The organism is Polymorphospora sp. A560 (assembly GCF_045781765.1).
GTDB classification, from domain to species: domain Bacteria; phylum Actinomycetota; class Actinomycetes; order Mycobacteriales; family Micromonosporaceae; genus Polymorphospora; species Polymorphospora lycopeni.
Genome location: NZ_CP122282.1, coordinates 2,366,972 through 2,392,609, shown reverse-complemented (window position 1 = coordinate 2,392,609; position 25,638 = coordinate 2,366,972). Strand labels below are relative to the sequence as shown.

General features: G+C 73.0%; 16 protein-coding genes. 10 read left to right on the top strand and 6 right to left on the bottom strand.

What is annotated here, in order from left to right; translation table 11 throughout:
• From QCD66_RS10855 to QCD66_RS10840, 4 genes are all read left to right on the top strand, one after another.
• Positions 1-1,287: a DUF58 domain-containing protein gene (locus QCD66_RS10855; protein WP_375736160.1), complete on the top strand. Its 1,287-nt coding sequence runs from the start codon at positions 1-3 to the stop codon at positions 1,285-1,287.
• Positions 1,281-3,692, top strand: a complete 2,412-nt coding sequence (locus tag QCD66_RS10850; protein ID WP_375736159.1) for a DUF3488 and transglutaminase-like domain-containing protein — start codon at positions 1,281-1,283, stop codon at positions 3,690-3,692. Before QCD66_RS10855 ends, QCD66_RS10850 begins: the two co-directional genes overlap by 7 nt.
• Positions 3,693-3,845: 153 nt before the next feature.
• A complete protein-coding gene (locus QCD66_RS10845; protein WP_375736158.1) occupies positions 3,846-4,763 on the top strand; it encodes a helix-turn-helix transcriptional regulator in 918 nt (305 codons plus the stop codon).
• A gap of 32 nt (positions 4,764-4,795) precedes the next feature.
• Positions 4,796-5,995 (top strand): winged helix DNA-binding domain-containing protein, encoded by a 1,200-nt coding sequence (locus QCD66_RS10840; RefSeq protein ID WP_375736157.1) that lies wholly within the window; start codon positions 4,796-4,798, stop codon positions 5,993-5,995.
• Positions 5,996-6,295: 300 nt separating this feature from the next.
• On the opposite strand, the gene QCD66_RS10835 is transcribed toward QCD66_RS10840, so the two are convergent.
• Positions 6,296-7,204: an aminoglycoside phosphotransferase family protein gene (locus QCD66_RS10835; protein WP_407567100.1), complete on the bottom strand. Its 909-nt coding sequence runs from the start codon at positions 7,202-7,204 to the stop codon at positions 6,296-6,298.
• A 130-nt stretch (positions 7,205-7,334) separates the two neighbouring features.
• Between QCD66_RS10835 and QCD66_RS10830 the strand changes: the two genes are divergently transcribed.
• The 4 genes from QCD66_RS10830 to QCD66_RS10815 all read left to right on the top strand — a co-directional run bounded on the left by QCD66_RS10830 (position 7,335) and on the right by QCD66_RS10815 (position 11,955).
• Complete coding sequence (locus QCD66_RS10830) at positions 7,335-8,522, top strand: enhanced intracellular survival protein Eis (RefSeq protein WP_375736155.1); 1,188 nt, start codon at positions 7,335-7,337, stop codon at positions 8,520-8,522.
• On the top strand, positions 8,522-9,394 hold the full coding sequence (locus tag QCD66_RS10825; protein WP_375736154.1) for a sugar phosphate isomerase/epimerase family protein: 873 nt from the start codon (positions 8,522-8,524) through the stop codon (positions 9,392-9,394). Before QCD66_RS10830 ends, QCD66_RS10825 begins: the two co-directional genes overlap by 1 nt.
• 36 nt (positions 9,395-9,430) lie before the next feature.
• Positions 9,431-10,102 carry a DUF3159 domain-containing protein gene (locus QCD66_RS10820; RefSeq protein ID WP_375736153.1) on the top strand — a complete coding sequence of 224 codons (672 nt, stop codon included), beginning with the start codon at positions 9,431-9,433 and terminating at the stop codon, positions 10,100-10,102.
• Between the two features lie 200 nt (positions 10,103-10,302).
• Positions 10,303-11,955, top strand: coding sequence for a hypothetical protein (locus QCD66_RS10815; protein WP_375736152.1), 1,653 nt, complete (start codon positions 10,303-10,305; stop codon positions 11,953-11,955).
• A 453-nt stretch (positions 11,956-12,408) separates the two neighbouring features.
• Here QCD66_RS10815 and QCD66_RS10810 read toward each other — a convergent pair whose 3' ends face one another.
• Positions 12,409-15,324 carry a glycoside hydrolase family 48 protein gene (locus QCD66_RS10810; protein WP_375736151.1) on the bottom strand — a complete coding sequence of 972 codons (2,916 nt, stop codon included), beginning with the start codon at positions 15,322-15,324 and terminating at the stop codon, positions 12,409-12,411.
• A gap of 669 nt (positions 15,325-15,993) precedes the next feature.
• Here QCD66_RS10810 and QCD66_RS10805 point away from each other — a divergent pair.
• Positions 15,994-17,379, top strand: coding sequence for a GH1 family beta-glucosidase (locus QCD66_RS10805; RefSeq protein ID WP_364220258.1), 1,386 nt, complete (start codon positions 15,994-15,996; stop codon positions 17,377-17,379).
• Between the two features lie 154 nt (positions 17,380-17,533).
• Here the strand turns inward: QCD66_RS10805 and QCD66_RS10800 are convergent, their stop codons facing one another.
• From QCD66_RS10800 to QCD66_RS10790, 3 genes are all read right to left on the bottom strand, one after another.
• On the bottom strand, positions 17,534-17,947 hold the full coding sequence (locus tag QCD66_RS10800) for a roadblock/LC7 domain-containing protein (RefSeq protein WP_357541885.1): 414 nt from the start codon (positions 17,945-17,947) through the stop codon (positions 17,534-17,536).
• Between the two features lie 24 nt (positions 17,948-17,971).
• On the bottom strand, positions 17,972-20,743 hold the full coding sequence (locus tag QCD66_RS10795; protein ID WP_407567099.1) for a nitrate- and nitrite sensing domain-containing protein: 2,772 nt from the start codon (positions 20,741-20,743) through the stop codon (positions 17,972-17,974).
• 98 nt (positions 20,744-20,841) lie between these two features.
• Positions 20,842-22,254, bottom strand: a complete 1,413-nt coding sequence (locus tag QCD66_RS10790; RefSeq protein WP_364220264.1) for an FGGY family carbohydrate kinase — start codon at positions 22,252-22,254, stop codon at positions 20,842-20,844.
• A gap of 308 nt (positions 22,255-22,562) precedes the next feature.
• Here QCD66_RS10790 and QCD66_RS10785 point away from each other — a divergent pair, with 308 nt between their 5' ends.
• Positions 22,563-24,485 carry an anthranilate synthase family protein gene (locus QCD66_RS10785; protein ID WP_375734103.1) on the top strand — a complete coding sequence of 641 codons (1,923 nt, stop codon included), beginning with the start codon at positions 22,563-22,565 and terminating at the stop codon, positions 24,483-24,485.
• Between the two features lie 448 nt (positions 24,486-24,933).
• On the opposite strand, the gene wrbA is transcribed toward QCD66_RS10785, so the two are convergent.
• Positions 24,934-25,548 carry an NAD(P)H:quinone oxidoreductase gene (gene wrbA, locus QCD66_RS10780; RefSeq protein WP_375734102.1) on the bottom strand — a complete coding sequence of 205 codons (615 nt, stop codon included), beginning with the start codon at positions 25,546-25,548 and terminating at the stop codon, positions 24,934-24,936.
• Between the last annotated feature and the right edge of the window lie 90 nt (positions 25,549-25,638).

Sequence of the window (25,638 nt, the reverse complement as noted above, 5' to 3'; positions counted from 1 at the left end):
ATGAGGTTGACGTCACGGGGGGTGGCGCTGTTGTGCGCCGCCGCCGTCCTGCTGGCCGCCGGCTTCCGGTTCGGATACCCCGAACTGGCCCTGCTCGGCACCTGCGCCGCCGTCGCCGTGGTGTGCGCGCTCGGCTACGCCGCCGGACGCCCCCGGCTCGGGGTCACCCGGGTCGCCGAACCGGACCGGGTCGCCCGCGGCGAGCCGGCGACGATGACGCTCACGGTCCGCAACGCCGGCCGGCTGCGGCGGGCCAGCCTGGTCGCCGAGGACCGGTGCGGAAACCAGCCGGTCGCCGTGCCGCTGCTGCGGCTACGTCCCGGCCACGACACCACGGTCAGCTATCCGGTGCCGACGCACCGCCGCGGCGTGATCCCGGTCGGTCCGCTGCGGGTCACCGGCCGCGACGTGCTCGGCCTGGTCCGGTTCTCGCGCCGGCACGGCCCGGTCACCGACGTCTGGGTGCACCCGCGCGTCCACCCGCTGTCGGCGGTCCCGGCCGGTGTCGCCCGCAGTCTCGACGGCCAGATCGACCGGGTACCGCACGGCTCGATCACCTTCGACTCGCTGCGCGAGTACGTCGTCGGCGACGAGCTGCGCCGCGTGCACTGGCGCACCAGCGCCCGCGTCGGTGAGCTGATGGTCCGCGAACACGTCGACACCAGCCTGCCGACGATCGTCGTCCTGCTCGACAACCGAGCGGTCGCCCACCCGGTCGTCGACGGGTTCGCCGCCACGTTCGAGTCGGCGTGCGAGGCGGCCGCGTCCGTCGTCGCCGCCGCGACCCGGGAGGGCCTCACCGTCAGCCTGCTGCTGGTCGTCCCCGACAGCGGGCAGGGCGGTTACCTCGACCGGCTCACCGAAGCCGACCTGCGCCACGGCAACCCGGGCGACAGCACCGCACGCGGCGGCGGCACGCGCAGCGGCCTCTCACCCGGCGGCGGCTCACGCGGCGGCCGGAGCGGCGACGACCCGCTGCGTACCGCGACCGACCGGCTGCGGCAGCAGCGGCTCGGCGACACCCTGGTCTTCCTGACCGGGCCGGGCGGCCGTGCCGACCTGGGCCGGCTCGGCGCGCTGCACGGGGCGTACCCGTCGGTGGTCGTCGCCGTCTTCGACCCGGCCGGGCAGCCGCCCGCCGCCGGCCACGTCGAGCCGGCCGGCCCGGCCGGACCAGGTGGCCGGCCGACCGGCGGCACCGGCGGCGGCTCCGCTGGTGTGGTCGTCATCGACGCCGCGGACGGCGCCCGGTTCGCCGCCGCCTGGAACGGGGTGGACCGATGGTGAGGTGGTCCCGTGACCTGCCGGTCGCCGTCACCCTGATCGCGATGATCGGCCTCGCCGGCGAGGCCCTCGGCCGCATCTACGCCGGCCCCCTGCTGACCCAGTTGATCTGGGGCGCCGCCGCCGGCTCGGTCGCGGTCGGCGTCGCCGCCCGGCGGCTGCCGTCCTGGCTCGTCGCCCCGTTGTCGGTGGCGGCGATGACCGGCTACACCCTGCTCGCCCTTCACCTGGCCGCCGGCCGCGCCGACCTGCCCGACCCGCTCGGCGTCCTCGTCGCCGACGCGGTCCGCAACGGGATACCGCGCCTGCTCACCTCGATGATCCCGGTCGAGGCGATCCCCGACACGGTGATCGTGCCGCTGGTCGCGGCGTGGCTGACCGGGCTGGCCGGCACCGAGGTGGCGCTACGGGCGGCCCGGCCCCTGCTCGGCTACCTGCCGCCGACGCTGCTCTACGCCGGGGCCGTCTACGTCGTCGGCCCGAACGCCGACCAGGCCCGCTGGCTCACCCTCGCCTTCGCCGCCGCCGCCGTCGTCGGGCTGGCGGTCACCGGGCGTCCGGCCGTCTCCACCCCCGGCCGGACCGGGTCGCCCGCCGCCTCGGCGCCGTACGGCCCGGCACAGCCCGTCGCGGCCACCGGCGACGACACCCCGGCGCGAACCCGGGCCGCGACCAGGGCCCGGGCCGTCGCCGGCAGCGCGGCCGGTGCCGCCGTCGTCGTCGCGCTCGCCGCCGCGGTCGCACCGGTCGTCGCCACCCGGGTCGGCGGCACCCCGGTCGACCCGCGCCGCTACGTGCAGCCGCCACAGGTCGACAGCCTCGACGAGAATCCCCTGATCCGGATCTCCGGCTGGGCACTCGAACCAGAACAACTGCTGTTCGACGTGACCACCCTCGACAATGGCGGCGCCGGACCGGCCACGGACGGCGCCGCGGCCGACCCCGACCAGCCGACCCCCGACGAGGGCACCGACGACGCCGGGCCGGCCGGGGCACCGACCCGGATCCGGCTCGCCGTACTGTCCGACTACGACGGCGTCACCTGGCGCGTCGGCGCCACCTACCGCAACGCCGGCCGCATCCTGCCACCACCGACCCCCAACCCGGACACGACCGTCGACACCGTCCGCCAGGAGATCACCGTCGCCGACCTGACCGGCCGGCTGCTGCCCGCCGTACCGACCCCGCGGCAGGTCGACGGCGCCCGCATCGCCTACGACCAGGACACCGGCACCCTGATCCACCCCGACGGCCTCACCCCCGGCCTGCGATACACCGTCACCTCGGCCCGGGAACGCCCCGACGCCAACCTGCTGTCGACCGCCGACGTACCGGCCGGGCCGGCCGTGGCCCGCGTGCTGCGGGTCGGCGACGGCACACCCGACCGGATGCGGCGCCTCGCCGACCAGCTCGCGACCGACAACGGCGCCCCCTACGACCGGGCGCTGGCCATCGAGGAGTTCCTCTCCACCCACTACCGGCTCGACGCCGACGCCCCCAGCGGCCACGCCTACCCCAACCTGGAGTTCTTCCTCTTCGGTCCGCGCAACGCCGGCGGGCAGCGCGGCACCTCCGAACAGTTCGCGGCGTCGTTCGCCGTACTCGGTCGGCTGACCGGCCTGCCCACCCGGGTCGTCGTCGGGTTCCGCAGCGCCACCGGCACCGGTCCGGTCCGCGGCGGCGACGCCTACGCCTGGCCCGAGGTCTACTTCACCGGGCCGGGCTGGGTCGCCTTCGACCCGCTCCCCCGCCCCGACACCCAGCCCCGCCCGGTCGAGCAGGACTTCCGGCCCCCGCCACAGGAGCCGACCCCGCCGCCGACCGAGGAACCGGAACCGACCGACACCCCCGGCGCCGAACCGAGCACCGAGGCGGCGGCCGACCGGCCACGTCCGGGCGGCCTGTCCGGCCCGCTGCTCGCGTCCGGCGGCGCCGGCCTGCTCGTCGTGCTGGCAGCCGGTCTGGCGGCACTGGTCGTCCTGCTCCGCCGGGCCCAGCGGCAACGCCGGCTCGCCGACGGCCCGCCCCCGCAACGGATCGCCGGCGCCTGGCGGGAGGTGACCGACGCGCTGCGCCTCGCCGGCCGGCCCGCCCCGCCGCACCTGGCCGCCACCGAGGTCGCGGCCCACGCCGCCGCGGCGGCCACCCCGCCGCCCGTACCGGACCCGCCGGACACGGCCGCGGACCCGGCCGCCGCGGGGAAGATACGACTCCCGCTGCCGCCACTGGACGACCTCGCGAACCTGGTGAACCGGGCCGCGTTCGCGCCCGAGGCCGCCAGCGACGACGACGCCCGCCGGGCCGCCGACCGGGCGACCGCGTACACGGACACGCTCCGCGCGCGGCAGTCCTGGTGGCGGCGACTGCTGTGGTCGCTGCACCCCGGCCCACTGCGCTGGCGACGGTAGGCCAGTCCACCCTACGGGCGTCACGGACCGCGTCCACCCTGCGGACCAGCCATTGAGCTGGAAGGGTCGGCGTGACGTCATCGACAGTGCGACCGCGCGGCGGGCGGGCGGACGGCCGTCGGCTCACCGGTCCGTCGACGACAGGAGACCGCCATGGCTCGCGCCGCCGCCACGCCACCTCCGCCTGAACGCTTCGGACGACGCATCGAGCGCCCCGACGGCCTCGACTTCCCGTTCTACAACGGCCTGCCCACCCTGATCCCCGGCCGGCGCTGGGCCGCGGTGGTCGCCGCGGTCGTCGTGGGCTTCGCCGCGCTGGTGCTCAGCGAAGACGAGGCCGCTGCCGTGGTCATGGGACTCAAGGAGGTCGCCTCCGGCATCCACCCCACATCTGCGGAGGCCGCTGTCGGCGCGATGGCGAAGATCGTGCAGGTGCTTCCGGTGCGCATCCGTCGTCGCGTCGACAGCTTGCGAAGCGTTGCCACACCTCGGGTTGATCGTCAACGTACGAACATCGCCGATGTCGCGTCGCTGACCACCGTCGCCTTGGCCTGCCGCGACCATGAGGCGCTGAGTTTCACCTACCAGGCACGGGACGGCTCGATTTCCGAGCGAACCGTCCACCCGCACCGAACCGTCAGCGTGGACTACCGCCTCTACCTCATCGCCTGGGACCTCGACCGATCAGACTGGCGCACCTTCCGCATCGATCGGATCGACAACCCGATCCGAAGTGGCAGGAAGTTCGCCCAGCGCCAGCTTCCCGAATCCGATCCCGTCGAGTACGTGTACCGCGAGATCAGATCGATGCCCGCGAAGTACCCGGTCCACGCGACAGTTCAGGCTCCGCCCGGTCGGGTCAAGCAGGAGGTCGCGCAATACGGCAGCGTCGAACCCATCGACGACACCTCATGCGAGGTCTACATCCCCACAGAGTCACTCGACTGGGCCGCCTTCTGCCTCGCAGCCATCGGAGCCCCCTTCGTCGTCCACGGCCCACCCGAAGCCACCGACTACATGCGCGGCTGGGGACAGCGACTCCTCGCCGCCACCGAACGTGGAGCGTCCTGATGCGGAAGGGTGCCATCCCCATCGTGCGGTTGGTGACGGATGAAGAGCGTCGTGCGCGGCTGGGCGTCAGGCACGCCCTGGCACAGTCGGTTCGGGTGCAGTCACCCGAAGATGCTGCTCGTGCGGTCGTGTGCCTGCACGCGACCGATCCACCGAGCGCGCATCTCTCCTGCTGGGCACGCACCGAGCAAATCAGCGTCGAGGACATTGAACGAGCGCTATACGACACGCGCTCCCTGGTCAGGCAGCAAGCCATTGGCGAAACGCTCTTCGTCTTCCCCCGCGATCTGATCCCAGCCGCCTGGGGAAGCGCCTCCGCGCGCTTCGCCGCGGCCAACCGCACCCGATTCGTCAAAGACCTGGAACGCTGGGGCTCCGTACCGGACGGGGAAGGCGCGGCCTGGTTGCAGGCTGCGGAGGTCGCCGTCCTGGACCACCTCGCCGACGGCGTGCCGCGATCCTCGGCACAGCTGCGGAAGGAAGTCCCGGTAATCGGCGGGTTCATCGTGCAGGCCCCCGACAAGTCGTGGGGCGGCAAGGTGGCGATCGCCCCACGAGTACTCGCTCAGCTCAGCATGGACGGAGTGGTCGCGCGGGCGGGCAACGCCGGCCCCTGGTACACGAGCCGTCCCACCTGGACAACGACCGCGCAATGGTGGGGTCACGATGTGCCCGATGTGCCCGATGTGCCCGACGTGCCAGAGGCACGACAGGGCTATGCCGAACTCGTACACCGGTGGCTCTGGTCGTACGGACCCGGCACCATCGAGGACATCGCCTGGTGGCTCGGCGGCACCAAGGCCGCGGTTCGAACCGCGCTCGAAGACCTCGGAGCACAAGGCGTGACCCTGGAGGACGGCTCGATCGGCTGGCTGCGAAAGGACGACCTGGATCCGGTCACCGCCCCCGAATCCTGGGTTGCGCTCCTGCCGCTGCTCGACCCTACCGTGATGGGCTGGAAAGGGCGGGACTTCTTTCTCGGCCCGCACGCACCCCAGTTGTTCGACAGCGCAGGCAACGCCGGAACGACCGTGTGGGTCGACGGGCGTGTGGCGGGTGCCTGGATACAGGACGCCGATGGCATGGTGCAGCTGAGACTTCTCGAAGAAGTCACCCCGTCGGCACACAAAGCGTTGCAATCCGAAGCGCGGAGGCTCACTGAGTGGCTGGACGGCCAGCGGGTGTTCACCGTCTACCCGTCACCGGCCATGCAATCACGCTCAGACAGCTGACAGCGCCGTAAGCTACCGGAACGCTTCCGGCAGGTCGATCCCGAACCGCGCGCACAGCAACCGCCCACGCACACCTCGACCCCGTGGTCCGCGAGCCGGTCCAGCAACGCGACGGCTTCCGCCGCGTCCATCACGTACGTGCCTGTCATCCGCCGTCCTCCCGGCTCACGTTCGCCGCGGGTGGGCATCGGCAGGAGTCGCCATGACGGGCATCATCCCCCGGGCACGGAACCGCATGCCGTCGCGGCCCAACGCCGGCCGGCTCCGCCGGACGGCTGTACAACGCGGGTCCGGCCCGCGCTAGCCGGGGCGGTCGTGGTCGGCGAGGACCTCGCCGACCACCCGCTCGTTGGCGGCGGCCCGTTCCGGGTCGGTGCCGAGCGAGTCGGCCATGACCAGCAGTGCCTTCCACAGCGCCCAGCCACGGGCCCGCGCCCACGTGCCGTCGTCCAGGTCGACCACCGCCCGGAACGCCTCGCGGCTGTCGCCCGCGAACATCGTCCAGGCGATCACCAGGTCGCAGGCCGGGTCGCCGACGCCGGAGGTGCCGAAGTCGATGACCGCCGCCAGTTTCCCGTCGGCGACCAGCAGGTTTCCCGGGGCGATGTCGCCGTGGAACCACACCGGTACCGCGTCGAACCGGCTCGTGACGGCGGCCTCCCAGACGGCGGCGGCCCGGGCGGTGTCGACGTGACCGGCGAGCGCGGTCAGGCAGCGGCGGGTCTGGTCGTCGTAGTGGGCCGGTGTGGCTCCCCGCCAGAAGCTGTGCTCGCCGGCGGCCGGGCCGCCCGTGGTGTCGCAGCGGTGCAGGGCCCGGACGAACCCGGCGACCGAGGCGGCGAACTGTGGAATGTCGTCGATGCGTGCCCGGTCGGCCGTCTCGCCGGGCAGCCAGCCGCGCACCGACCACGGGAAGGGGTAGCCCTCGCCCGGCTCGCCCATGGCCAGCACCGGCGGTACGGCGACCGGCAGCGCCGGCGCCAGCCTCGGAAGCCACTCGTTCTCCTTGGCCACCCCGGGCACGTACCCGGCGGCGGTCGGCAGCCGTACGGTCATGTCGTCGCCGAGCCGGTAGGTCCGGTTGTCCCAGCCGTCGACCTCCACCGGCACCACCGGCAGGTCGCTCCACTGTGGAAACTGTGCGGCGATCAGGCGCCGCACGAGCGCGGCGTCGATTCCGGCACGACCGTCGGGCCCAGGTGAAGCCATGCCGTGATCCTCACCCCGCGACGGCGTCTCGGCCAACACGTTTTCCCCCGTGGCGGCCCGCCCCGCGGGTGGCGATCCCACCCGGGTAGCCTCGCGGCATGACTGTGCCGATCATGACCGGCCCGGCCTGATGCGCATCCGCCGGGTAGACGCCGAGGAACGGCTGACCACAGCCTTTCCCTTGGCCGCGTACGCCTTCGAGTCCTCGCCGCCCGCCGCCGACCGGCTCGACCGGGCCCGCCGGTACGCGCCGTACAACGAGGACAGCGTCAACCTGATCGCCGAGGTCGACGGGCGTACGGTCGCCGCGGTGGCCGGCATCCCGATGCGGCAGAACGTGCGTGGGGTCGTACACCGCATGGCCGGGGTGGCGGCGGTCGTCACCGATCCGCTGGCCCGCCGGCAGGGTCACGCCCGTACCCTGCTGACCCGGCTGCTCGGCGACATGCGCGACGACGGGCACGTGGTCAGCGCCCTGTATCCGTTCCGGCCGTCCTTCTACGAGCGTTTCGGTTACGCCGGGATGCCGCGCGCCCGGCGGGCGACGTTCGCGCCGGCCGACCTGGCCGGGTTGCAGCGCGCCGACCTGCCCGGCGAGGTCGACTGGGGCCCGGTCGCCGACCGCTACGACGACTTCCGCGACCTGACGCTGCGGCTGCTCGGCCAGCGGCACGGGTTCGCGGTGTTTCCGGAGCGGCGCGGGCACGTGCTGCGCGACCTGGAGCCGCGCTGGCTGGCCACCGCCCGCGTCGACGGCGAGGTCGTCGGGGCGCTGACGTACCGGATCGAGGGCTACGGCGGTGAACTGGTCGGCGACGACCTGCTGGTGACCGGGCCGCTGGGCCGGGCCCTGCTGTTGCGGTTCCTGGCCCGGCACGTCGACCAGGTGTCGCGGGCCAGCGTGCTCGTCGGCGCCGACGACGTACCCGAACTGTGGGTGACCGACCTCGCGGCCCGCACCGAGGCGGACGTCAGCTTCCCGCGCCGGGGTGGGCCGATGGCCCGCGTGCTGTCGCTGGAGGCGCTCGCCGGGGTGGCCGCCGGACCGGGCCGGGTCGCGGTCGAGGTCGTCGACGACCCGTTCGTCGCCGGCCGGTACGTGCTCGACGGCGGCTCGGGTCGACTGGAGGTGACCCGCGGCGACGGGCCGGCCCCGGCGGCCACGCTGACCGTCGCCGGCCTGTCCGGCCTGTTCTACGGCGTCCTCGACCCGGTCGAGGCCCGGCTGCGCGGCCTGGGCACCGTGCCCGACGACGCGGCCGCACAGCTACGGCTGCTGTTCCCCCGCCAGATCCCCTACCTCTTCGCGGACTTCTGATGACTGGTTACCCGATCGGCGTCAACACCTGGGTGTGGGTGTCGCCGTTGACCGACGACGCGCTCACCCGGCTGGTGCCACGGATCAGCGACTGGGGGTTCGACGTCGTCGAGTTGCCGATGATGTCGACCGGCGACTGGGATCCGGCGTACGCCGCCGACCTGCTCGCCGCCCACGGGCTGGGCGCGACCATCTGTGCCGGGCTGCTGCCCGACCACGACCTGCTGACCGACGACGCCGAGGTGCTGGGGCGTACCGGTGACTTTGTCCGCGCCTGTGTGCGGGCGGCGGCGACGGTCGGCGCCGCCGTGGTCGCCGGGCCGCTGTACTCCCCGGCGGGCCGGCGGTGGCCGCTGTCCGCCGACGGCCGCCGTGACACGCTGGCCCGGCTGGTCGCGCGGCTGCGACCGCTGGCCGGCTACGCCGCCGAGCACGGGGTGACGCTCGGGCTCGAACCGCTCAACCGGTTCGACAGCAGCCTGCTGAACACCGTCGAGCAGACGCTGGAGGTCGTCGACGGCGTCGACGGGCTGGGCATCGCCCTGGACACCTTCCACGTCAACATCGAGGAACGCGACGTCGCCGCCGCGTTCCGGGCCGCCGGCGACCGCCTGGTCCACGTCCAGGTCTGCGCCAACGACCGGGGTACGCCCGGCGCCGACCACTTCGACTGGCCGGCGATCCTCGGCGCGCTGGAGGACGTCGGGTACGCCGGTCCGTTGTGCATCGAGTCGTTCACGGCGGCGGGCCTGGAGGTGCCGATGTCGGTGTGGCGGCCGCTGGCGGCGAGCCGGGACGCGGTGGCGGTCGACGGGTTGTCGTTCCTGCGGGCACTGATGACCAAGGACACCTCGACCGCGGCAGCACCCTAGGTTAGGCTCGCCTAACGCAATGCCGTGGGAGGTGTGATGACGGCGCCGGGCGCGGACGACCGCGAATCCCTCGCCGACCTGCTCGGCGGTCGCCGGGGCGCGATCGACGCCACCCTGCCGCCGGTCGCGTTCGGTGTCGGCTGGCTGCTGACCGGCCAGTCGATCATCGGCGGTGTCGTCGCCGCGCTGGTCGTCGCGCTGGTGGTGGCCGGCTGGCGGCTGCGCCGTGGTGACCGGCCCCGCTCGGTGCTCGTCGGCCTGCTCGCCGTCTGCGTCGCCGCGCTGATCGCCCTGCGCACCGGCCGGGCCACCGATTTCTTCCTGCTGCAACTGGTCTCCAACGCGGCCAGCGCGCTGGCCTGGATCGTCGGCATCGTGGTGCGCTGGCCGCTGCTCGGCGTCGTGGTCGGCACCGTCCTGGGGCAGCGGACCCGGTGGCGGCGCGACCCGGCCCTGCTGCGGGCATACAGCCGGGGCAGCTGGGTGTGGGTCGGCCAGTACGTGATCCGGCTGCTCGTCTTCCTGCCGCTCTACTTCGCCGACCAGGTCGTCGCGCTGACCGCCGCCCGGGCGGCGCTGACCTGGCCGCTGGTCGCCGCCTGCCTGGCGGTCAGCTGGTGGGTGATCCGCCGCTCGCTGCCGGCCGACCACCCGGGCCTGCGGCATCCGCTCGAACCAGGCAAGACAACCGCCAATTCATCGCAATAGCGGAAATACAATTCCGTACCGGCTTTTAGTCGGATAACGGGATATGCCCAGCCAGCGGAGCCGGTCCCGGCGAAGGACCTTCGGCGGCCGACGGACGCGTATGGTAAATGCTTCCCAATACGGCGAAAGATCGATTGCAGAGGATCTGTCGCGCTGCAACGGGAAACATGAAATAGGTCTCCGCCGCTAGGATCTGCAACATGGCGACTAGCCACACGGCCTCCGTCGACCTTGCACCGCCGGAGCCCCCGAGCCACCGCCGCGGCGGCCAGCCCTCGCTCGCCGACCGGGTCGCCTGGCTGCTGCGCAGCAACCGCCTGCTCGACCCCCACCAGCGGTGGACCCGCGCCAAGTCGTTCGCCGCCGCCTTCCACGGCGGCTCGTGGCCGAGCCACACCACCGAGAGCCGGATCTCCCGCTGGGAAACCGCCGCCGTACGCCCCACCCACCGGGCCGTGACGCGCTACGAGGAACTGCTCGACCTGCCGGCCGGCACCCTGACCGCCGTCATCGACACCCTGCACCGCTACGCCGCCCCACCCGGGCACGGGGCGCCGGCGCTGGCCCGGCACCTGCCCGCCGCCGACGAGGCCGCCGGCCGCATCGACGACCTGCTCGACCGGGCCCTGTCCACGGCGATCATGACCGGCCGGCAGTGGGACGAACTGTCCGCGCTGGTCTCCGCCGCGCCCAGCCTGATCATCAGCCCGCGCAGCGCCCGCGCCGCGCTCACCGAGCGGCTGCTCACCGAGATGATCGTCGCCCACGGCCTGTCGTGGCAGCAGCGCTTCGAGGCGTTCAACCGCCTCATCGCCCACCCCTCGTGCCAGCGGGCGGCCGTCGCGGCCTGCGCCGGACTCGGCGCCGACCGGGCGAACCAGGTCTTCATCGAGACGATCGGTGCCCTCGACGGCAGCCCGCACCCCGACGCCAGCCGGCACGTGCTCGCCCAACTCCACCAGCCCACCAACGACCGGGCGTTCCTCGGTGCCCTGCTGGCCTGCGTACGCAAGATCCGCTTCGGGCACTTCACCACGGACCAGCTCACCGACCTGACCGCGCTGATCGTCGAACTCGTCCGCGAACCCGCGCACCGCGCCGAGGCCCAGCCGCTGGCCGCCGCGCTGCTGCGGCACGCCCCGCAGCTGCACCGGCCCGGGATGCAGGCGGCGCTGCGCCGCGCTGCGGCCGCCGACCGCACCGTCGGCGAGGCGGTCGCCACCGGCCAGCTCGCCGCGCCGCACACCGCCCGCGCCGTGGTGACCCGCGTCGTCAACACGACCACCGCCACCCTGCCGCACGACCCGGCCAACGACATGTTCCCCACCCTGGTCCGGGAACTGCTGTTCCACCCGCTGTCCGACATCCGCCTCTACACCGCGATGCTGATCGCCGCGACCCCCTACCGGGAGCCGCTGGCCCGGGCGTTGGCCGACGAACTCGCCGGCATCCGCGCACCCGAACGCCTGGAGCTCAACGGCTGCATCATCGCGGCGCTGCGTGCCCTCGGCGGCGCCGAGCAGCGTCCGCTGGTCGAACGGATCACCGTCGGCAGCGGGATTCCCGGGCCGCTGGTCGTCCTGGCCACCCACGCGATCGGGCACCTCGGCGGGCACAGCGACGACCGCTACTGGGCCGCCGCGGTCGACCACCACAACCGCCTGTGGCGACGGCACCGCGACCCGCTGCACGAGTCGGCGCTGCGCGGCCTGGTCTACGGACTCGGCATCGCCCGCCGGCAGGCCCTGCTCAGCCGGCTGCGGGACGACCCCGCCGCACCGCAGCCGGCCCGTGGCGCCGCCGCCTGGTGGCTCCGGCTACCGCAACACGTGACGGCCAGCGCCGTCCACTAGACCTCGGTCCGTCTCCTCTGGGGGGATTGAGACGGATCGCCGACCATGCCGTTACGGCAGACGGCATGGTCACCGGAGGCGGGTGGGTGCCCGCTCTACGCACCGGACGGGCACCCATCCGCCCCCACAACCGGCGGGCGCACAAAAAGGACCGGCCAATCAACCACGGGGGGAGTTGATCGGCCGGTCAGCCGGAGTCTAGCGCTCCGGCACTGATCGTGCTGCCCGCACGACGCGCCAATGTCCACAGTGTTCCACATCGGACTCCCCGACTTGCGAAATCGTCAGATCTGTTGCATGACTGATGATCACCAATATCGGGCGGCAACCGCCGGGGAAAATCCCGCCATGGTCGCCCGGCAACGACGCCCGCCCCGGGTACGTACCCGGGGCGGGCGGTGTGCCGATGCGGTGCGGGCCGGATGATCCCACCCGGCCCGCACCGCCGGTGGTTCAGCCGTTCGGGAACAGGTGCCCGAAGTCGGCGTAGGCCATGGCGATGTCCGCCTGGGCCCAGAACCGGTGGTAGTTGAAGACCGGGGCCGGTCCGCCGTCCAGGTAGGCCTGAACCTTCGGCCAGTCCGGGTCGTCCTTGTAGAACGAGCGGATGTCGAGGAAGCTCTTGCCCGGCGCGATGACGTCACCGTTGGGCATGGTGCCCGTCCAGCCCTGCGGGATGTAGAGCCCCTGGCCGGTCGACGGGTTGTAGACGTCGTCGAAGCGGTTGAAGTGCTCCTGCCGCTCGGGCACCGAGACACCCTGCGCGTCGGCGTTGGCGTTCAGGCCGTCGAGCAGGCCCTTGGCCGCGTTCTTCGCGCCGACGTGGCCGGACTTGGCCGCGTACCACATCAGGGTGCGGGCGTACGCGGCGGTGACGCCGACGTCCTTGCTGTGCGAGACGACCTCGACGTGCAGGTTGCTGTTCGGCTGCGGGTTGACCGGGTTCCAGATCGCGGGGGCGCCGGTCCACTCCATCGTCGCCGGGATGGAGTAGTCGCCGCCGGTGCCGATCGTGGTCTCCGACAGGGCCCACGGCACCCACTTGTCCAGCACCGTCTTGGCCCGTGCGTTGCCGGTCAGGTAGTACAGCTCGGCGACCCGCTGCAGCGACCAGACCTGCATGCCGAACCAGTTGTTGCTCGGCGGGTCGTGGTAGACCGGCTTGGGGTCGTAGAACATGCCGTAGAAGGTCGGGGTGCCCGCCGGCGGCTGGCTGTAGCTGCCCTGCCAGCTGTTGGTGGCACCGCCGGCGATGCCGCCCTCGGCGGACTGGAGCCACTGGTACAGCTCCATCTGCCGCTCCAGGCTCTTGGTCCAGTCGGCGTTGGCGGTCGTCGACCTCGGCCGCAGTTCCGGCATGGCGGTCAGCGCGTACGCGGCCATCGGGTTCTGGTAGCCCATGTGGTTGTGGCTGGAACCGATCCGCCACGACCAGGCGGCGTTCGGGTCGGTGGCGCCACCCCAGGCGTAGTACCAGGACATCAGGTAGTGCGCCGAGTCGCGGCCGGTGCCGGCCGGGCACTGGGTCGCCCCGACGCAGTTGCCGATCCGCTTGAAGTACTTGTCGAACATCGCGTACCGCAGGTAGTCGCCCATCTTTGCGGCCTTGGCCACGGTCTGGGCGATCTCGGCCTCGCGGCCCTGCTCCTTGGCCCAGGTCTGGGCCCAGTACGCGGCCTGGATGGCGCGCGCGTCGGCGTCCGGGGCGTTGGTGTACTTCCACTGCCGGGCGGGCGGGTTGCTCTCCCGGGTGAACAGGTCGAGGTAGCCGTGCGTGCCGCCGTGGGCGAAGGTGTCGCAGGACGGCTGCGGCACGGTCTCCCACACCGACTCCTGCGGCCCGCGCTGGAAGGTGTTGATGTACGCGGGGCGGGTGGTGCCGTCGCCGCAGCGGCCGAAGCCGTACACGTTGTCGACGTCTAGCAGCCAGTGCATGCCGTAGATGCTGCCGGTGCCGTACGTGGTCTGCAGTTCGGACCGCAGCGGGTCCTGGCCGACGGACACGTTCGGCTGCAGCTGCGACGGGTACTGGCTGGGCAGGTCGTACTCGGCGGCGTACTGCGGGGTGCCGGCGACGCCGGCGGTCGGCTGGTCGGCGTTCGACGGGATGATGTACTTCTCCGTCACCGTCCAGGCGTTGTTGAACGGCGCCCAGTTCTGGGTGACCCGGCCGTACTGCGCCTCCAGCCAGATCCAGAAGCTGAACGCCTCGGACGTGGTCTCGTGGCCGTGGTCCGGCGCCTCGACGATGATCGTCTCGATCGAGTGGTACGGCACGCCCTCGGGGCTGAAGTAGCCCGAGTTCTTGATCTTGCCGTACTGCTCCAGGAACCGCTGGATGTAGACGTTGTTCCCGCCGCCGGTGTCGTTGTCGATCTCGGTGGCGACGATCGCCAGCGGCGCGAGGCCGGTGGCCGACGCGGTGATGGTCGCGGTGCCGCTGACCGTGTCGGCGTCCTCGGCGGCGGCCACGATCACGTTGACCCCGGTGCTCCAGTTGCTCGGGGTGAGGGTGACCGAGGTCGGCGAGACGGTGATGTCCTGGTCACCGGTACGCGTCAGCGTCACCACCCGGTTGCTCGTCGGCGCCGCCGACAGCTTCAGGTTCACCGTGGAGGTGCCGCCCTCGTTGACGCTCACCGACGACGGGGTCGCGATCAGCACCGGGCCGGAGCTGGGGGTGACGGTGAACGCCCGCTCCGCGGTCGCGGTCGCGTTGGCGTTGTCGTACGCCTTGGCCTGCACGGTGTAGCTGCCGGCCGGCAGGTCCTCCATCGTGTAGCCGTACGGGGCTGTGGTGTCGGTGTTGACCAGCAGGCCGTTGCGGTAGAACTCGACCTTGCTGATGGTGCCGTCGGGGTCGCTGGCGGTGGCGGTCAGCGGCACGTCGGCGGGGGCGACGAACGGGCCGGCCGGCACGCTGAGCGAGACCGTCGGCGCCTGGTTGGGTACGGACCCGTTGCAGACGGTGCCGTTGAGGGTGAACGACGTCGGCTTCGGGTTGTTGCCGGTGTGGGTGCCGTTGAAGCCGAAGTCGACCGTGCCACCGGTGGGGATGCTGGCGTTCCAGGCCGCGTTGACCGCGGTCACCTGGCTGCCGTTCTGGGTGACGGTGGACGACCAGCTCTGGGTGACCCGCTGGCCGGAGTTGGGGAACGTCCAGCCGAGGGTCCAGCCGTTGTTGATCGGGTCGCCGAGGTTCTTGATGGTGACGTTGGCGGTGAATCCGCTGTTCCAGTCGTTGGTCGCGTAGACCACGTCGCAGGAGGTGGCGGCGTGGGCGGCGCCCACCGGCAGGGTCACCCCGGCCGCCACGAGCACGCCGGCGGCGACCATCGCCACCCGACGGCGTCTTGCGGTGACTTTCATGAATGTCTCCTCGCGGAACCGGGCCGGGGCGCGACGGCCACCGGCCGGGCGCCTCCGGCACGACGGTCGTCGCGCGGGACGGAAGGCGCGGGGGAACGTTGCGAGCGACCCGGCCCGGACCGGGGGTTGACCGGCGGTCCCGGTCGGTGGGGCGGCCGTTCGGAAGCCCGATGCCCTCGGCGGCCCACGGTCGCGCGTGGTGGCTCACCCACCCGCGACAGTTCGAGAGTGTTCCATGGGAGCGCTCCCGAATCAACCGCGGGAAGGGGCTTTCCGGACTTTGTTTCGATTCCATTTTGGGGCTTTCACAAAGCCGTAACGCGGACTACAGTCCTGAACCATCGCCGATGGGAGCGCTTCCATCGATGAACATGCAAGTCGTGTCATGTGCCCTCGTACGTGACCCGACCCCTGCGCAAGCAAGGGCCGACGGCGGGCCAGCCCGGACTCCGCCGCCGGCCGCCCCACGGAACATCGGAAGGGAGGTGGGATCACCAGCCACTCGCGTGGCCCGGCTCCCGCGCGGCACGCACGACCTGGACGCCAACCCGCTCGTGCGTGTGTGTAACCGATGGTGGGGGCGGGGATTGCCCTCCCCGCCCCCACGCTAACCCCCGATTGTTACGACGAGCATCGGGGATCCCCGATCACCAAGAGGAGACCCGAAACATGTCCGTTCCCAGCCGGCGGCAGCCGCTGCACCACGCCACGCCGCCCGCGGACGCCGAAGCACCGCTCGGCCTGCGCTTCCCCGACGACTTCGTCTGGGGGGCCGCCACGTCGGCCTACCAGATCGAAGGCGCCACCAAGGAGGACGGCCGCGGCGAGTCGGTCTGGGACACCTTCAGCCACACCCCCGGCCGGATCAAGGGCGGGGACACCGGCGACGTGGCCGCCGACCACTACCACCGGTACGCCGACGACCTCGACCTGATGCGCGACCTCGGCCTGCACAGCTACCGCTTCTCCATCGCCTGGCCCCGCGTCCAGGCCGACGGCGCCGGCGCCCCCAACCAGCGCGGCCTGGACTTCTACCGCCGCCTGGTCGCCGGGCTCCTCGACCGCGGCATCGCCCCGATGGCGACCCTCTTCCACTGGGACCTGCCGCAGGCGCTCCAGGACGCCGGCGGCTGGGAGTCCCGCGACACCGCCCTCCGCTTCGCCGAGTACGCCGACGCCGTCTTCGCCGCCCTCGGCGACGACGTACCGGTCTGGCTGACCATCAACGAGCCGAAGACCGTGGTGCAGAACGGCTACCTCGAAGGCCACCACGCACCCGGCCGGCAGGACCCCGACGCCGCCCACCTCGTCGCCCACCACCTGCAGCTCGCGCACGGCATGGCCGTACAGGCACTGCGCGCCCGCGGCGGGCCGGGCCGCATCGGCCCGGCCTTCAACCTGCACCCCTGCTATCCCGCCGACGGCAGCGCGGCCGCCGCCGCGGCCACCACCCTGTACGACGGCTACGAGAACCGGTTCTACCTCGACTCGGTCTTCACCGGCCGCTACCCCGCCGACGTCCTCGACGACCTCGGCCCGGACAGCCGGCTGGTCAGGGGCATCCGCGACGGCGACCTCGACATCATCTCGACCCCGGTCGACCTGCTCGCCGTGCAGTACTACACGCCGATCTACGTCACCGCGGACGGCGGCACCGTGACCAGGTGGCCGACCTCGCAGGCGGACTGGCAGCAGATCTACCCCGACGGCCTGTACGACATCCTCACCCGGGTCACCCGCGACTACGGCCCGATGCCGATCTCCATCACCGAGAACGGCCTACCCACCCCCGACCCGCTCGGCGCCGACGACACCGTCGACGACGCCGGCCGCGTCGCCTTCCTACGCGACCACATCGCCGCCGCCCACCGGGCGATCGCCGACGGCGTACCGCTGGAGAGCTTCCACGTCTGGTCCCTGATGGACAACTTCGAGTGGGCCGAGGGCTACGACCAGCGCTGGGGACTCATCCACGTCGACTACCCGACCCAGCGCCGGATTCTCAAGCGCAGCGCCCACTGGTACCGCCGGGTCATCGCCGACAACGCGGTGTAGGTAATCGCACGGAGCCTCCGGACGGCCGCTCCGTGACACCTGGACAGCCAGCTAGCCCGGCCTGGTCAACCGGGCTAGCTGGCTTTTATCCAGCCTGCTGCGGCTCGGCGCGGCAGCGCCTGATGCGGCTCGGCGCGGTAGCGCCGGCCGCGATTCAGCGCGGGAGCGCCTGCTGCAGTTCGGCGCGCAGCGCCGGGGTGAGCTTCTCGCCGGCCTGCTTGGCCAGCCGGGCCATCTCGTAGCCGATCACCCCGACGTCGGCGTCACCGGACGCGAGCGTCGCCAGGATCGAACCGTCCCGAATGTTCATCACCAGGAAGTAGCCCCGCCCCATCTCCACGACGGTCTGCTTGACGATGTCGCCGTCGAACATCTGCGCCGCGCCCGTGGTGATGCTCATCAACCCCGAGGTCACCGCGGCGAGCTTGTCGGCGTGGTCGCGGGGCAGGTGGTCGGAGACCGCCACCAGCAGCCCGTCGGAGGAGACCACCACCGCGTGCAGGACCCCGGGTACCTTCTCGGCGAACCCGCTGACCAGCCAACTCAGGTCGCGTGCATCTTGGCTCAGCGTGTTCACTGGCGCTCCTCGTCCTTAGTGATCAACTTTGACATTTCGGTGGTCTCCTCCGCCTCGGCCCGCCGTACGCCGCCGTAGAACCGGGAGAGCGTCGAGCCGGCCGCGTCCGGGTCCGGGTCGGTGTACGGCCGCGAGGCGGCGGGCGCGGGCGACTCGGTCTCCGAAGGCAGGTGCGCCATCGGCACCCGTACCGGCAGCCCGTTGGCGTTGCGGACCACGGTCGGCCAGAACGGTTCCGGTGCCGGCCGGTGGTCGGCCCCGGCCACCGGTGCGGCAGCCGCGTCGCCATGCCCCGGGCCGGCCTGGCCGGCGGGCCGCATCGGGGCCTGCCCCACCGCCCGGGCCACCCCGACCGCGCCTCCGGAGCGGGCGGCCGGGGCCGGTACGGCCGACCGGCCGGCAGCCGCCGGGCCGCCGGGCTGACCGGCGCCGGGCTGGCCGGCGGCGGACCGAACGGCAGCGGGCTGACCGGTGCCAGGCTGGCCGGTGGCGGACCGGGCGGCGGCCGCCGTACCCGGCCGGGCCTGCCGCGACCACCAGGTGCTGCCCTCCGGCGCGTCCGGCGCCCCGCTGGCGTCGGCCAGCACGTCCTCGGACCGGGTCGGTACCGCCCGCCGCGAGCGCGGCAGCGTCTTGCGGCGCCCCGCCGGCAGCCGGCGCGCCCCGGTCGTTGCCGGGTCCGGCCGCGCGCAGCGCCGGCAATCCCGCCGTGGCCCCGATCGCGTACGGCCGCAACCCGCCGACCCCCCGCCCGGGATCGTTGGCCGCGTCCCGCGCCGTCGGCGCCGGCGACAGCACCGAACCGGGCAGCCAGATCGTCGCGACCACGCCCCGCTCGGCGGCCCGCAACTGCACCCGCACCCCCTGCCGGGCGGCCAGGTGGCTGACCACGAACAACCCCATCCGCTCCGACGCGGCGAGGTCGGCGGCCGGCGGCGCGGCGAGCAGCTTGTTGGCGTCGGCGACACCGGTCGGGCTCATCCCCAGGCCCTCGTCGACGATCTCGATCAGTGCCGTCTCCGGGCCGTATCCGGTGCCGGTCACCCGCACCAGCGTGTCCGGCGGCGAGAACGCGGTGGCGTTCTCCAGCAACTCGGACAGCAGGTGCACCAGGTCGGCGACCGCGTGCCCGACGACGTGCAGGTCGTCGGCGACGTCGTGCCGCACCCGCGGATACTGCTCGATCTCGGCCACGGCTGCGAGCACGACGGCCGACAACGCCACCGGGCGGTTCCACCGGCGGGTCGACTCGGTGCCGGCGAGCACCAGCAGGCTCTCGTCGTTACGCCGCATCCGGGCCGCGAGGTGGTCGAGCTTGAACAGGTTCTCGAGCTGGTCCGGGTCGCTCTCCTCGCGCTCCAGCTCGTCGAGCAGTTCGAGCTGCCGCTCGACCAGGACCTGACTGCGCCGGGCCAGGTTGACGAACATCGCGTTGAACGTACGCCGCATCGTGGCCTGGTCGACCGCGACGGTGACCGCGCTGCGGTGCACCGCCACGAACGCCTCGGCGACGTCACCGATCTCGTCCATCGACCGGACCGTCGCCGGCGGCACCTCGATCTCCGGGATGCCGGCGTTGACCTCCCGCAGCTGGCGCAGCGTCTCCGGCAGGTCGAGCTGCGCCACCTGCAACGCCTGCGCCCGCAGCATCCGCAGCGACCGGGCGATCGAGCGGCCGATGACGACCGAGGTCAGCAACGCCACCAGCAGCACCGCGAGCACCCCGGCGGCGACCATCACCGTACGGCGCACCTGCGCGGCGCTGCGCGAGTCGGCCTGCTGCACGGCGTCGTCGAGAACGGTCGTCTCGATCTCACGCAACAGGTCGTGCCGGTCCTGGCTCGCCGACCACCAGCTCGCCGGTGGGATCACCCGCGGCCCGGCGCCCGCCGACGGCAGCGAGGTCTCCTCCAACTGCCCGGCGTGGACGAACCGCGGATCACGGGTCGCCTCCTCGTAGCGCGCCAGCTGCTCGGTGGTCGCCACGACCCGGAACTCCGCCATCGCGGTCAACTGCTGCACCCGCAGGTCGCTGAGGGTCACCAGCTCCTCGGCGCCGTAGCCGCCGAGCCGGCCGGCGCTGTAGAGCCGGGCCCGGATCCGCGACCCGACCTCCTTGACCCGCGCCAACTGCACGTAACGCAGCACCGCGTCGGTCAGCTCCGGACGTTCGACACCCGGCGACGGCTCGGCCAGCAACGCCAGCAGGGAGTCGATGGTCCGGGTGTAGTTGCCCTCGATGGTCGGGGCGGTGACGATGCCGCCGACGGCCGCCGACCGCAGGGCCGGCAACTGGTCGAGCAGCCCGACCGTCCGCGTGTAGGAGACCCGCCAGGCGGCGTCGCCACGCGACATCGGGTCACCGGCGGCCCGGAACGCGCCGACCGCCGCGTCCACCCGTTCGTGGAACGGGGCCAGGGCCACCCGGGCCTGGGCCGGGTCGTACCGGCCGTCGGAGCTGGTCGCCGGGGCCACCTGTTCGCCGAAGGTACGGTCGCGCTCCTGTTGCAGCTCGTGGATCAGGGCAGTCGTCTCCCGCCCGACCCGGACCTGCTCGGCGAACTCGTTCAGCACCGTCGCCTGGCTGACCAGGGAACCGGTCTGCACGCTGGCGAGCACGATGAACGCGACCGAGGGGACGATCAGCACCGCGCCGAGCTTGGTACGCATCCGCCAGTCGCGCAGCCGCAGCCGGGACCGGCGGCGGTGCGGCAGAACCCGCTCGTCGAAGAGGCTTCGTCGTTGGTGCGGGGCCGTCACGTCCGACGGCCCGTTGGTGACGCCCACCAACGCCTCCCTACTGTCCCCGGCGCCGGGCCGGCCGAGGGGCGGCCTCCATCCAACCAGGCCAGGCAAAGCTGTCAACGACGCGACATCCGGGTCGTTCACGAAGGATAATGTGGCCGATCACGTCCTGCCGACACCGCCGAGCCGCCCTCCTCCGTCCGGCCGATGCCGCTATGCGCGTCGATGTCGCCGAACCGGCCCAGCGCCAGGATCCCCGCCCCGGTGCCACCCACCTCCGGGTTGGTGACGTGCCGCACCGGGCGGGGGGCCAGCGCCGCCGCGAACGCCCGCCGCCACCAGGCGGAGGCCGCCACGGCACCGCCGCCGAGCACCACCTCCACCCGTCGGTCCACCGTGGACTCCAGGTCGACGAGGTCGTCCGCGACCTGCCGGCACAACGCGTCCATCAGGCCGGCCAGGATGTCCACCGCGGTGCTGCCGAAGCCCAGCCCGCCCAGCGCCCCGGAGCCGGCCCCGGCCATTCCCGGCGGCCGGTCACCGGCGAACCGCATGTCGGCCGGTAGGGACCGGCCCGGCGTCACCCGCTCCAGCGCCTCGTCCAGGGCCGGCCCCGCCGGCAGCCGCAGCTCACGCTCGGCCCAGTCGAACAGGTTGCCGCCCGACGAGTACGCGGTGCCGGTGATGATCCGCTCGTGGTCGACCCGGTAACGCCACAGGGTCGCCGGCAGCGGCGGCAACTCCGCCCCGGCCGGCGCCGGCTGCATCAGCCGTACGGCGGCCGAGGTGCCCACCGTCACCGCCGCCCGGTTCTCGTCGACGCAGCCCGAGCCGATGTTGGACGCCGCACCGTCGCCGATCGGCGCCTTCCAGCGCGCCGCCGCCAGGGCCGGCCAGCGGGCGGCGTACGCCGGTCGCAGCCGGCCGCGCCACCCGGTCGGGGCCAGGTCCGGCAACTCGCCCGGCCGTACCCCGGCCAGCTCGCACGCCTCGAAGTCCCAGGTCATGGCCCGCAGGTCGAGCAGCCCGGTGCCGGACGCCTGCGACACCGACATCGGCGCCCCGTCGAGCAGCACCCCGAAGACGTATTCGACCAGGCCGACGAACCGGGCCGGCGGCGCCGACGTGTGCCGGCGCAGCCACGGCACCCGTACGGTCCAGTAGAAGCGGTGCCACCAGGCGCCGGTACGCGCGTGGAACGCCGCCTCGTCGGCCGGGCCGGTCACCGAACCCGGCGGGGTCGCCCGGGTGTCCAGCCAGGTCAGCACCGGCCCGAGCGGGTCACCGGCGGCGTCCAACGGCACGATCGAGTGCCACTGGGCGGCGGTCGCCACCAACTCGATCCCGTCGAGGTGGCCGGCGGCGTGCAACTCGTCGAGGCACTCCACCAGGCAGGCGAGGTAGCCGGCGCCGTCCAGGGTGCCGGCACCGGTGCGGTCGATCGACACCCGCACCTTGCGGCGGGCCAGCGCGCCGGGCAACTGCACCGCGTCGGCGTCCAGCACCATGCCACGCACCGACGAGGTGCCCATGTCGAGGGCGAGAACCTTCATCGCCGGTCACGGTACCCGGCCGGGCACGGCCGTACCCGCCAGCTTCGCGCGGACCGCTTCCGCCGGGGTCGTACGGCGCATAGGGTTACCGCATGCCCGCGCACGCCAGTTCCTGGCAGCCCGCCGATCCGGCGGGCAGTTCCTGGCAGCCCGCCGACCCGGCGGGCAAGTTCTGGTGGCCCGCCGACCCGGCGGCCCGCACCCGCGCGTAGTTCATCCACGCGGCCGCCCCACCGAGGCGGCCGCCGGCAACCCTTCCCCCAGCGGACGCCTCGCCCGGGACGGCCCCCGGCCAGCCGAGGAACGACATGCCGCTGCTGCACCAACTGCTCGCCACCATCGCCGGTGGCGCCGACCCCGGACCGTTCGCCCTGATCCGCCGCGAGGGCCGTGACGAACTGGAGATCTTCACCGGGCCGGCGCACGCCGTCGACCGGCTCGCCGACATCCCGCTGCCGGCCGGCGCACCCGGGCCGCGCACCCTGGCCCTCGTGCCGTACCGGCAGATCGCCGAGCGCGGGTTCGCCTGCGTCGACGACGGCACCCCGCTCACCTGCCTGACCGTCACCGGCTACGGCACCAGTCCGCTGGAGGCGGCACTGGCCGCGCTGCCCGACACGCCGGTACGCACCGGGCCGGGCGGCTTCGACGTCGACGACGAGACGTACGCGCGCACCGTCGACCGGGTGCTGCGCGACGAGATCGGCCGCGGCGAGGGCGCCAACTTCGTCGTCCACCGCGCCTTCCACGCCGACCTGCTCGACCCGCCGCTGACCGCCGCCCTGGCCGCGCTGCGCCGGCTGCTGACCGGCGAACGCGGCGCGTACTGGACGTTCCTGGTGCACACCGGCGACCGCACCCTGGTCGGCGCCACCCCGGAACGGCACGTCAGCGTCGAGGACGGGCTGGCGATGATGAACCCGATCAGCGGCACCTTCCGGCATCCGGACGGGCCGGCCGACCACGCCGCGCTGCTGCGTTTCCTCGCCGACCCCAAGGAGATCGACGAGCTGTACATGGTGCTCGACGAGGAGCTGAAGATGATGGCGACCGTCGCCGAGCACGGCGGGCAGGTCGTCGGGCCGTACCTGAAGGAGATGTCGCACCTCACCCACACCGAATACCTGCTGGCCGGACGGGGCTCGCTCGACGTACGCGAGGTGCTGCGCGAGACGATGTTCGCCCCGACGGTCACCGGCAGCCCGATGGAGAACGCGTGCCGGGTCATCGCCCGGCACGAGCGGCGCGGTCGCGGCTACTACGCCGGGGTGCTGGCCCTGCTCGGCCACGACGACGCCGGCCGGCAGACGCTGGACGCGCCGATCCTGATCCGTACCGCCGAGATCTCCCCCACCGGGCGGCTGAGGGTGCCGGTCGGCGCCACCCTGGTCCGGCACTCGACGGCGGCCGGCGAGGTCGCCGAGACGTACGCGAAGGCGGCCGGGGTGCTGGCGGCGCTCGGCCTGCGGCCCGCCGCGGCCGGGCCCGCCGCGGGCACCGGCACCGCCCGCCTGGCCGACCACCCCGAGGTACGCGCCGCGCTCGCCGCCCGCAACGACCGGCTGGCCCGGTTCTGGCTGGAGCAGCGCGACGGTACGTCGGTGGTGCCCGCGCTGGCCGGCCGGCGGGTGCTCGTCGTCGACGCCGAGGACACGTTCACCGGCATGCTGTCCCACCAGTTGCGGGCCCTCGGGATGTCCGTCGAGGTGCGGCCGTGGCGGCAGGCCGCCGGCACCGAGCCGGCGGAGGGCTTCGACCTGGTGGTGGCCGGGCCGGGTCCCGGCGACCCGACCGACGCCGCCGACCCGAAGATGGCCGCGGTGCGGCGGCTGGTCGCCGGCCTGCTGGACCGGCGCCGGCCGCTGCTCGCCGTCTGCCTCGGCCACCAGGTGCTGTGCGGGCTGCTCGGGCTGCGCCTGCACCGCCGCGACGCCCCCTACCAGGGCCTGCAGCGCCGGGTCGAACTCTTCGGTGCCACCCGTACCGTCGGCTTCTACTCGACGTTCACCGCTGTGGCCGGCTCCGATGCCCTCGCCTCGGCGTACGGGCCGGTCGACGTCGCCCGCGATCCGGCCGACGGCTGCGTGCACGCCGTACGTGGCCCGGCCTTCGCCGGGGTGCAGTTCCATCCCGAGTCGGTGCTCAGCCCGGACGGCCTGCCGGTCCTCACCGACCTGGTCGGCCACCTGCTCGCCCCCGCCGGGGCGACGCAGCCGCCGGCAACGGTCTGACCACGGAGGAATAGTCCGCCGGAAGACGGGTAGCGGGAAGTCAGGCCGGTGGTCCGGGTGGGTACGAGAGCCCCCGCCCGGACCACCGGTTCCGGCCACCCCAAGATCCGCGTGAGCGCGTGCGCAAGATCCGCGTGATCAGGGAGTACGTCGCGCGTGTCGTCGGCGCGTCGCCGCCTCCGGCCCCTGATCACGCGGATCTTGCGCGATCGGAGGCGCACCCGGCCCGGGTGCCGCCCGGCAGCGGATGCGGTGCGCCGACCTCATCCTTCCGTGCCGCGTAGCGGTCGCGGTCTTCGGGGTGCGCAAGGGTGTATCCGGGGCTGGTCGTGGTGATCGTCTGCTGCTCCGCCGGTCGCGGTACGGCGTGTCGACGGGCTGGACAGCAGACGATCACCGGCGTCGGGGCGGCATCCGCCCGCCCCCTCGGTACCGTCAGCCGGCAACGTCAGGCGATGCCGCGCTTGAGCGCGGTGGCGATCTCCACCGCCCGCCGCGCGGTCAGCGCCGTGGCGCCCAGCGCCTGCTCGTCCGGCGGGACCTCGCCGTTGTTGCTGGTGTGCGAACCGCCGTACGGGTTGCCGGCGACGAACTGGCTCGGTTCGACGTACCCGGGGGTGACCACGATCCCGCCCCAGTGGTAGACGACGGTGAACAGCGACAACAGGGTGGCCTCCTGCCCGCCGTGCGCGGTCGCGGTCGAGCAGAAGCCGGCGAAGACCTTGTTCACCAGCCCGCCCCTCGACCACAGTGGACCGCTGCCGTCGATGAACTGCTTGAGCTGGGCCGCCATCACCCCGTACCGGGTCGGGGTGCCGAAGATGACCACGTCGGCCCACTCCAGGTCGTCGAGTTCGGCGACGTCGACGTCCTGGGTCTCCAGGTGGTGGGCGTGCCACCCGGCGTTGGACCGGATCGCCTCCTCGGGTGCCAGCTCGCGCACCTTGCGCAGCCGGGCCTCGGCACCGGCCTTCTCGGCCGCGACGACCGCCGCCCGGGCCATCTGGAACGTGGTCCCCGTGGCGCTGTAGTAGATAACCGCGACCTTGACCTGGCCGTCCATCCCGAAACCACTCCCTCAACCGTCCGGCACCGTGTCTGGTGGTCGCTACCCGTCCGGTCGGCAACCAAACCCCCGGCAAGCACACGTACG